Raw genomic sequence first — 7768 nt, forward strand, 5'->3', positions numbered from 1 at the left:
CAAGAGGCAAGCGGCAACAGGCAAGAGGCTAGCAAGAGGAGGTAGGATGCGTTCCGGCATCAGTAGGGGGTTTGACCTAGGCCCATCGCTTCAAACTTGCCCGAACGCATCATTTGGGCAAGAGAGAGGTAGGATGCGTTCCGGCATCAGTAGGGGGTTTGACCTAGGCCCATCGCTTCAAACTTGCCCGAACGCATCTAGCAATAGGAGGTAGGATGCGTTCCGGCATCAGTAGGGGGTTTGACCTAGGCCCATTGCTTCAAACTTGCCCGAACGCATCATTTAGGCAAGAGGCAAGGGGAGAGGGTCACCACGTAGGGGCAATCCCTTGTGGTTGCCCGAGGACACAGAGAAAAGGAGGAAGGAGGAAGGAGGCAAGAAGCACGAGGCAACAGAAAACAGACGTAGCGTTGCCACGTCTGTCTTGAAATCCCTTTAAGATGCCGCTCTCAGATGATCCGCGATATTAGGCGGTGCGGTTCCGTTTGCCTTTGAGCATCAAACCGCCTACCGCTAACAAACCTAAAATAGAAGCCGGTTCAGGAACAGATTCGGGGTCAACATCAGCAGATGCTAGGTTCCCCACCATCGCCATACCATCATTGACACATTCAGCGAAAATGTGAGCAATGAAGTCGCCGCTGGGTAATAAACTTTTATCAAAGCTGAAGCCAAAGGTTTCGCTTCCTACGCCACCGAAGCCAGCAAAATCTAATCCTAACGATGCCAGTGTCGTTGATTCGAGCATATTAATGCCACCAACCCGTTCTCCTGAGGCGATGGAGGTCACAACTTTGTAGTCTTCGGTGACGCCTGATTGCCAGTAGGCATCATCGCTGGCGAGGTCAGCCATGTTAGCACCGTCTCCGCCATTTCGATTCACACTAAGACCGTTCACCGTGTTGGCATGATGGTTTAAATCCCAGAATCCGGAGTTTTGTTGCGCGACATTTTTTCCGGTGACGTTTCGATAGACTCCAGCTTCGCTGACGCCGCTGTTAGTACGGTTGGCAAAGTTGATTGCGAAAAGATTGCCAGCGGCATCATCTAAGCCATCACCCGTGAAGTTGAAGAACAAATCGCCATAGCTAATAACACCGTCATCAGCATAGCTGGAGTTAGCACCATCGAGACTTAGGTTAGAGTTCATGCCAATGTAGATCTGGCCATCTTTTTCCATCATGGCCATGCCATAAAATTCAAAGGCACTATTGGCCCCCACGATACCGCCAATAGCGTGACCATCAGTGGAAGAGTCCATTGAATAGTTCCACTGAGCCATGGATGGGTTCACGCCTAAACTCAGCGATGCCAGTGTGAATCCGGCGGTGATAAGAGATGTTTTGGTTAAAAAATTAGTATTCATCGTTAAGTCCTGGGTGGTTTACTCTCTGTCTGTACGCGATATTGAAATAGGTCGTTTTCCCTGACGTCTACAATCTATCCTCCAGCAAAGTACACGGCAAGGAACATTGACTGCTTTGTTCAAGTCTTTATATAAAAACGCTTTTTTTGAAGCTTGTGTAAAGACAAATCGGGCATTTTATTCTGGAACAAATGTCCCAGAACTCTCGGTACTTACGTAGAATTACTAACAGTAGCTTCAGTGGAATTACTGGATCGGCGGTAATTAACTCTCTGCTTTTTAGCACTTTAATAGGTTTGACAATCCGTCATACCAAAATATCTTCAAGACATCTCAGTATTTTTGATAATTTTTTTAAAATAAAGGTTTTTAATCAACACTATGGTTTTTAAGTGAACGTATTGGCGATCGCCTCCATCTCCAAAATGACCAATCTCCAGAAAACCTGCGTAAAAACCATGGTAATTTAAATATAGTTGTGTTCTAATTAAGTAAAAACACTTAATCGAGAAAATCTGAGGGAAAGATTAGACTCTCCCCTCGGCAACAAACCGGGTCTGGATGACCGGTAGAAGAGTCAGGCGATTGTGATCTCGATCTATCTGCGACCCCCAGATCTGTCACCCAGACGGTTGGGTAACTGTCACGAGCCTTGAGGATAACAATCAACCAATGACAGGGTTGAGATCGTCGCGCCATCTCAGATAGACCCAGATAATAAGGACAGTTGAATTGAGAAGCGCGATGAATCCCTTGAAATCTTTGAACCGGTCTGGTTCCGGTCAGCCGTTAGGCCCCAAAGCCTCTTTTGACTTACGAACGCAATTGCAAAGCCTATTGTGGTCTGTGGAACTGCTCGAATTGCGATTAGACCAGGATGTGATGGTACCGGTGAATCGAGATGCCTTGTTGCAGGAGATCCAACAAGTCCGCAACACCATCGAGGCCACCTGTAATACCTGCGATCGCCTCAGCTATACCTCCGACACACTTCTCGGCACTCGTTCTCCATGAGCGATCGCCTCCAATGAGACTCATCTTCAAGGTCGTTACCCTTGGCCGCGAATGTCCTTGCCCATGATTTTCTACGGATCTCGATCCGTAACGCCAGTATTTACACGTACAAAAAATTCAACTAGCTTAGTAGTCTCCGTGAGATTACGAGTACTTCGAGCCTCGTTCAACTAAGTTCTCTCACCGATTCCCCCAATTGACCCATGTTGCACTCTAGTTTGCCGATCATGACCGAGCCTCTATCGCGTCAACCCCAGTCTGACTTCCCCTTAGAGCACACCCATGAGTTCCGCAGCTCCCTAAACACCATTTTCATGTCCCTCGAACTGCTCAAGGATGACACCATTGATGAGGAAGAACGGCAGAGTTACCTCAACTTTATCCGAGCCGCCGCCGAGCAAATGAAAACAATTCTCGACCAGGCCCGCTAAATCGGGGATATCTCAACCCAGATTTCGTGGCATCATACTCCCAGCACTTTCCCTTCCCTTGACTTATGCCCTGGCAACGTCCCGATGGTCGCGCCCCGGATCACTTGCGTCCCATTCAATTCGATCTCAACTTCACCGATTTTGCCACCAGTTCCGTTCTGGCTCATTCGGGCAAAACTCAAGTTCTCTGTACCGTCACCATCGAACCTGGCGTTCCCCGGTTTCTCAAAGACAGTGGCCAGGGCTGGCTCACAGCGGAATATCGGATGCTTCCGAGTGCAACGCCGCAACGCCAACGACGAGAACTGCTAAAACTCTCAGGGCGCACCCAAGAAATTCAACGTTTGATTGGCCGCAGTTTACGGGCCGCCGTGGATCTCAAGGCCCTCGGCGAGCGAACCCTGTTGATTGATGCCGATGTTCTGCAAGCTGACGCAGGAACTCGCACCACTGCCATTACGGGGTCTTGGCTGGCTCTGGCCCTGGCTCTCGATCGCCTCGTGCAGGCCGGAGAGTTGGAGCGATCGCCTCTAACTCATGCGATCGCCGCTGTTTCCGTCGGACTCATTGAAGGACAACCGCTTCTGGACCTAAACTATGAGGAGGACGTGGCGGCTGATGTGGATTTGAATGTGGTGATGACCGATCAACTTGAGGCGATCGAGATTCAAGGCACCGCCGAATCCGGCAGCTTCTCCCGCTCTCAACTGAATGCTTTACTCGATTTAGCTGAGCAAGGAATTGAACAACTCCTACGCGCTCAACACGAGGCCCTATCGAGTGAGCTTGATCGAGTTAAGGGTAAATAGACCCCGATGGTCTGTCTTGAAAAAGACCCGAACTAGCTTCCCTCTTGCCTCTTGCCTCTTGCCTCTTGCCTCTTGCCTTCTCTTCCCCTATTCCCTCTCTATGAACATTTTTCGTCAATATGTCGCCCCAGCTTTAATTGTTGTGGTGTTCTTGCTGGCCCTACTGGCCACCAGCGCTCGCATTTTTCTACCCGAGGGCTTAAGCTCCCCGGTATCCGTCGAAAGCCCCGCCCCCAGTGGGGTGAGCAGTTCTCCCACCTCATAAGTCTTTTGTTTGTTCCTGGCTATCGTTTACGCAAAGGATCGACCATCGATCGCGCTCGGCTTGTCAAGTTTGCCCAGCGTACCTATGGTGAACTCTATCCAGACCAAGACTTTGCCCATTTACCGCGACTGGTGGAACAGTATTTGTCCTCCAAAACGCCCCTCTGGTGGGTTGAATCCCAAAACGATGACGACGCCGGATTTCCCCAGCATCGTCAGGCCCTGGGCTGTTTATGGCTGGGAAATGCCGTGGATCAACTCGACGGCGATCGCCACGCCCATATTTTCCTGTTATATGTCGATCCCCAACATCGCCGCCAGGGGATTGGTTCAGCGCTGATTCACCACGCCGAAACCTGGGCTCGTCAACGAGGCGATCGCCAACTGGGCCTACAAGTCTTCGCCGACAACCAACCGGCCATTCATCTCTACGAAAAACTCGGTTATCAGACCTTTTCCCATTGGATGGTGAAGCGCCTCAACTAGCTGTTGCTGGCTCGGGCCTTTAACTGAGCCGCCATCGACTGTAACAGGCGCTTTTCTCGTCGTAGTTTTTCCTCTAGGGCCTGGATTTGCTCGCGGCGGGTTTCGAGTTCCACCGTGCGGCGGGCCAGATCCTGACTCTGTAGCGTCAGAGACTGTCGCCACTGTTCGGCTCGTTCGACTTCCTTCTCCAGAAACTCCGGCGTAATCCCCTTGCCAAGATATTGTCGAACTAAGCCTAACACCCAGTCTTTGGCCTCCTTGACATGAAGCACTTGACGGCCCGCCCCAACTTCGGCCAGCACTAAAATGCCCTCGTTGTAAACGTTGTTCTCCATGTCGACGAGTTCTTCCCCCGAAATTGGCGCCCAAGTCTCATCCGGTTTGCGGCGAGCCAAGAGTCGTAAGGTGGTTTTACCTAATAGACCTTTCTTTGTGACCTGAGCGAGATATAACATAGGGCGATCGCCTTGAAACCAACAGAGCCAACTCGCTGAGTTGACGAACGAAGCCAAGCCATACAGCTATAGCAGCAGTCAGACAAGATAGGACAAGCAAAAAAGGAAGAACCTATACTGTGAGGGAATTTACCTAGCTTTTATTGTCCTTTTTAAACTGTCAACTGTCAACGATCAACCCAACCTAGAGGCGACTCAAGCGATTTTGTAACATCGCCACTTGAGTTTCCGCCTCAGCTAGGGCCGTGCGCGCACCCTGTACCACAGCATCCGGGGCTTTGTTGACAAAATTCGGATTGCTTAATCGCCCCGCATAGGACTTCACCTCAGCTTCAGCCTTAGCGAGTCTCTTCTCTATTTTGGCGCGAATTTCGCCAATGTCCACCACACCCGCTAGGGGAATTAACACCTGAACCGTTCCTACCACACCGGCGATAGTTTGTCCAGGTTCTTCGGCCAGGACATCAGTGAGGGTGAACGAGTCAACTTTACCCAGAGTCTCAATATAGGCTTGTCCTCGCTCCAGGATATCGCGTTCGCGATCGCTCTGACTTTGTAAAATCACCGCAATCTTCAAACTCGGCTTAATCTCCAACTCGGCCCGCAAGTTGCGAATCGTGCGAATGGCCCCAATCAACAACTCAAAGCCTGACTCCAATTCCTCATCAATCCAGGCCTCATTCACCTGAGGATAAGCCTGAGTCGCTAAACAGACCTCATCCCCCGATTGCGTCAACACCTGCCAAACTTCCTCGGTGATATGGGGGAGAAAAGGATGCAGCAATTTGAGAATCCCATCGAGGACAACCGCCAGCGTTTGCTGGGCCACCCGTTTCGAGTCGGCATCGTCACCCTGTAGGCGGGGTTTCACCAATTCAATATACCAGTCGCAGAAATCGCCCCAGATAAACTCATACAGTCCCTTGGCCGCTTCCCCCAAACCATAGTGATTGACATAATCAGAGGTTTGGCGAACCGTTTGCCCAAATCGCGAGAGAATCCAGCGGTCTGCCAATTCCAACGCCTCAGGATTGGGGGTTCCCAACTGCTGCGGCGTTTGTTCGGCCAGATTCAGCATCACGAAGCGAGAGGCGTTCCAGAGTTTATTGGTGAAGTTGCGGGAGGCTTCGACGGAGACGGATTCATCCTTCTTGCGATCGTATTCTAGCCGGATATCTTGGCCCGCCCCCGCCACTTCCCGAATTAGGGTATAACGCAGGGCATCGGTTCCATACTTATTGATTAACAACAAGGGGTCAATGCCGTTCCCCTTCGACTTGGACATCTTCTGATTGTTCTCATCCCGAACCAACCCGTGAATATAGACATCCTGAAAGGGCATCTTACCGGTGAAATAGCCCGACATCATCGTCATCCGGGCCACCCAGAAAAAGATAATATCAAACCCCGTGACCAGGGTACTGGTGGGAAAATAGGTCTCTAAATCCTCCGTCTTGTGAGGCCAGCCCATCGTAGAGAAGGGCCATAGCCCCGAAGAAAACCAGGTATCCAGCACGTCCGGGTCACGAACGAGGTCGGCCTCATCGCCGAAGCGTTCCTGGGCTTGCTGGGTCGCCTCTGCCTCGCTTTTGGCCACAATAAAGGGGGTCTCGTCGGTGATGTCGCCGTCGGTTTCACTGACGACGTACCAGGCGGGAATTTGATGACCCCACCAGAGTTGCCGGGAGATGCACCAATCCTGGAGATTGACCAACCAATCCCGATAGACTTTCCGCCAGCGTTCGGGGACGAACTGGGGCGAATTTTCGTCATCGAGACAGGAGAGGGCGAAATCGGCCAGGGGACGAATTTTGATGTACCACTGAGTCGATAGGAGGGGTTCGACGGGAACTTTGCCCCGTTCGCTGTAGGGGACGCTGTGGCTGTAGTCCTCGACTTTGACCAGGAACCCGGCTTCATCGAGGCGTTGTACGACGTTTTTACGGGCCACGAAGCGGTCTTGTCCCTGAAACTCCCCAGCATTCTCATTGAGTGACCCATCTTTGTTCATGATGTTGATTTGGGGCAGGTTGTGGCGTTGCCCCATGGCGAAGTCGTTGGGGTCGTGGGCGGGGGTCACTTTCACGCAGCCAGTCCCAAATTCTCGGTCTACTAAATCATCGGCAATGATGGGGATGTCCCGGTTCATCAGGGGCAGGGTCAGGGTTTTGCCGATGAGGGATTGATAGCGAGGGTCTTTGGGGTTCACGGCGACGGCGGTATCCCCCAGCATGGTTTCGGGGCGAGTGGTGGCCACTTCCATGAAGCCGGACCCGTCGCTGAGGGGATAGCGGAAATGCCAGAGATGACCGTTGACTTCTTTTTGGTCGACTTCCAGGTCGGAGACGGCGGATTGACTTTCGGGACACCAGTTAACGAGGTAGTTGCCCCGGTAAATCAAGCCGTCGTTGTAGAGGCGAATGAAGGCTTCGAGGACGGCTTCGGAGAGGCCTTCGTCGAGGGTGAAGCGTTCGCGAGTCCAGTCGACGGAGACTCCTAAGCGTCGCAGTTGGTTGGTGATTTTGCCGCCGGATTCAGCTTTCCAGGTCCAGGCCCGTTCCAGGAATTTTTCTCGGCCGAGGTCGTCGCGATGTTGACCGTCGGCTTTGAGTTGGCGGTCGAGAATACTCTGAACGGCGATGCTGGCGTGGTCGGTTCCCGGTAGCCAGAGGGTGTTACGACCTTGCATCCGCTGATAGCGAACGAGGGTATCGATGAGGGCGCTTTCAAAGGCATGGCCCATGTGGAGGCTGCCGGTAACGTTGGGGGGTGGGATGACGACGCAGTAGGGGTCGCCGGGGGCGTTGGGGTCGGCTTTGAATACCTGATGGTCTTCCCAGTACTGTTGCCATTTGGCTTCGGTCTGTTGAGGGTCGTATTGGGCGGGAAGATTGACGGTCATTGTGGCCTGCTTGGATGAATAACGGCGATCGCTGATTTTAC

8 protein-coding genes are annotated in these 7768 nt (G+C 52.1%); 5 read left to right on the plus strand and 3 right to left on the minus strand.

The genetic code is table 11. The annotated features are described in order from the left end of the window. Positions 1-466: 466 nt before the first annotated feature. A complete protein-coding gene (locus R6U67_RS09970; protein ID WP_410252398.1) occupies positions 467-1366 on the minus strand; it encodes a PEP-CTERM sorting domain-containing protein in 900 nt (299 codons plus the stop codon). Positions 1367-2119: 753 nt separating this feature from the next. Here R6U67_RS09970 and R6U67_RS09975 point away from each other — a divergent pair. The 5 genes from R6U67_RS09975 (at position 2120) to R6U67_RS09995 (ending at position 4370) form a co-directional block, all read left to right on the plus strand. Beyond that, positions 2120-2380, plus strand: a complete 261-nt coding sequence (locus R6U67_RS09975) for a hypothetical protein (RefSeq protein WP_410252399.1) — start codon at positions 2120-2122, stop codon at positions 2378-2380. 227 nt (positions 2381-2607) lie between these two features. Beyond that, complete coding sequence (locus R6U67_RS09980; RefSeq protein WP_410252400.1) at positions 2608-2811, plus strand: histidine kinase dimerization/phospho-acceptor domain-containing protein; 204 nt, start codon at positions 2608-2610, stop codon at positions 2809-2811. Positions 2812-2876: 65 nt separating this feature from the next. After that, positions 2877-3620: a ribonuclease PH gene (rph, locus tag R6U67_RS09985; RefSeq protein WP_410252401.1), complete on the plus strand. Its 744-nt coding sequence runs from the start codon at positions 2877-2879 to the stop codon at positions 3618-3620. 100 nt (positions 3621-3720) lie between these two features. Next, the gene (locus R6U67_RS09990; RefSeq protein ID WP_410252404.1) at positions 3721-3885 is read left to right on the plus strand and encodes a hypothetical protein; all 165 of its coding nucleotides are present in this window, start codon (positions 3721-3723) and stop codon (positions 3883-3885) included. Further along, the gene (locus tag R6U67_RS09995) at positions 3882-4370 is read left to right on the plus strand and encodes a GNAT family N-acetyltransferase (RefSeq protein ID WP_410252405.1); all 489 of its coding nucleotides are present in this window, start codon (positions 3882-3884) and stop codon (positions 4368-4370) included. Before R6U67_RS09990 ends, R6U67_RS09995 begins: the two co-directional genes overlap by 4 nt. Here the strand turns inward: R6U67_RS09995 and R6U67_RS10000 are convergent. Continuing rightward, positions 4367-4882, minus strand: coding sequence for a hypothetical protein (locus R6U67_RS10000; protein ID WP_410252402.1), 516 nt, complete (start codon positions 4880-4882; stop codon positions 4367-4369). The genes R6U67_RS09995 and R6U67_RS10000 overlap by 4 nt on opposite strands. Positions 4883-5009: 127 nt before the next feature. Continuing rightward, entirely contained in the window at positions 5010-7727 is a 2718-nt protein-coding gene (locus R6U67_RS10005) for a valine--tRNA ligase (protein ID WP_410252403.1), read from the minus strand. Positions 7728-7768: the final 41 nt, after the last annotated feature.

It is taken from the genome of Sodalinema sp., assembly GCF_046483825.1.
In the GTDB taxonomy this organism is placed as follows: Bacteria; Cyanobacteriota; Cyanobacteriia; order Cyanobacteriales; family Geitlerinemataceae; genus Sodalinema.

Coding starts and splice junctions, on each gene's coding strand:
- R6U67_RS09970 (WP_410252398.1), bottom strand. CDS start 1,366: ATGAATACTAATTTTTTAACCAAAACATCTCTTATCACCGCCGGATTC.
- R6U67_RS09980 (WP_410252400.1), top strand. CDS start 2,608: ATGACCGAGCCTCTATCGCGTCAACCCCAGTCTGACTTCCCCTTAGAG.
- rph (WP_410252401.1), top strand. CDS start 2,877: ATGCCCTGGCAACGTCCCGATGGTCGCGCCCCGGATCACTTGCGTCCC.
- R6U67_RS09990 (WP_410252404.1), top strand. CDS start 3,721: ATGAACATTTTTCGTCAATATGTCGCCCCAGCTTTAATTGTTGTGGTG.
- R6U67_RS10005 (WP_410252403.1), bottom strand. CDS start 7,727: ATGACCGTCAATCTTCCCGCCCAATACGACCCTCAACAGACCGAAGCC.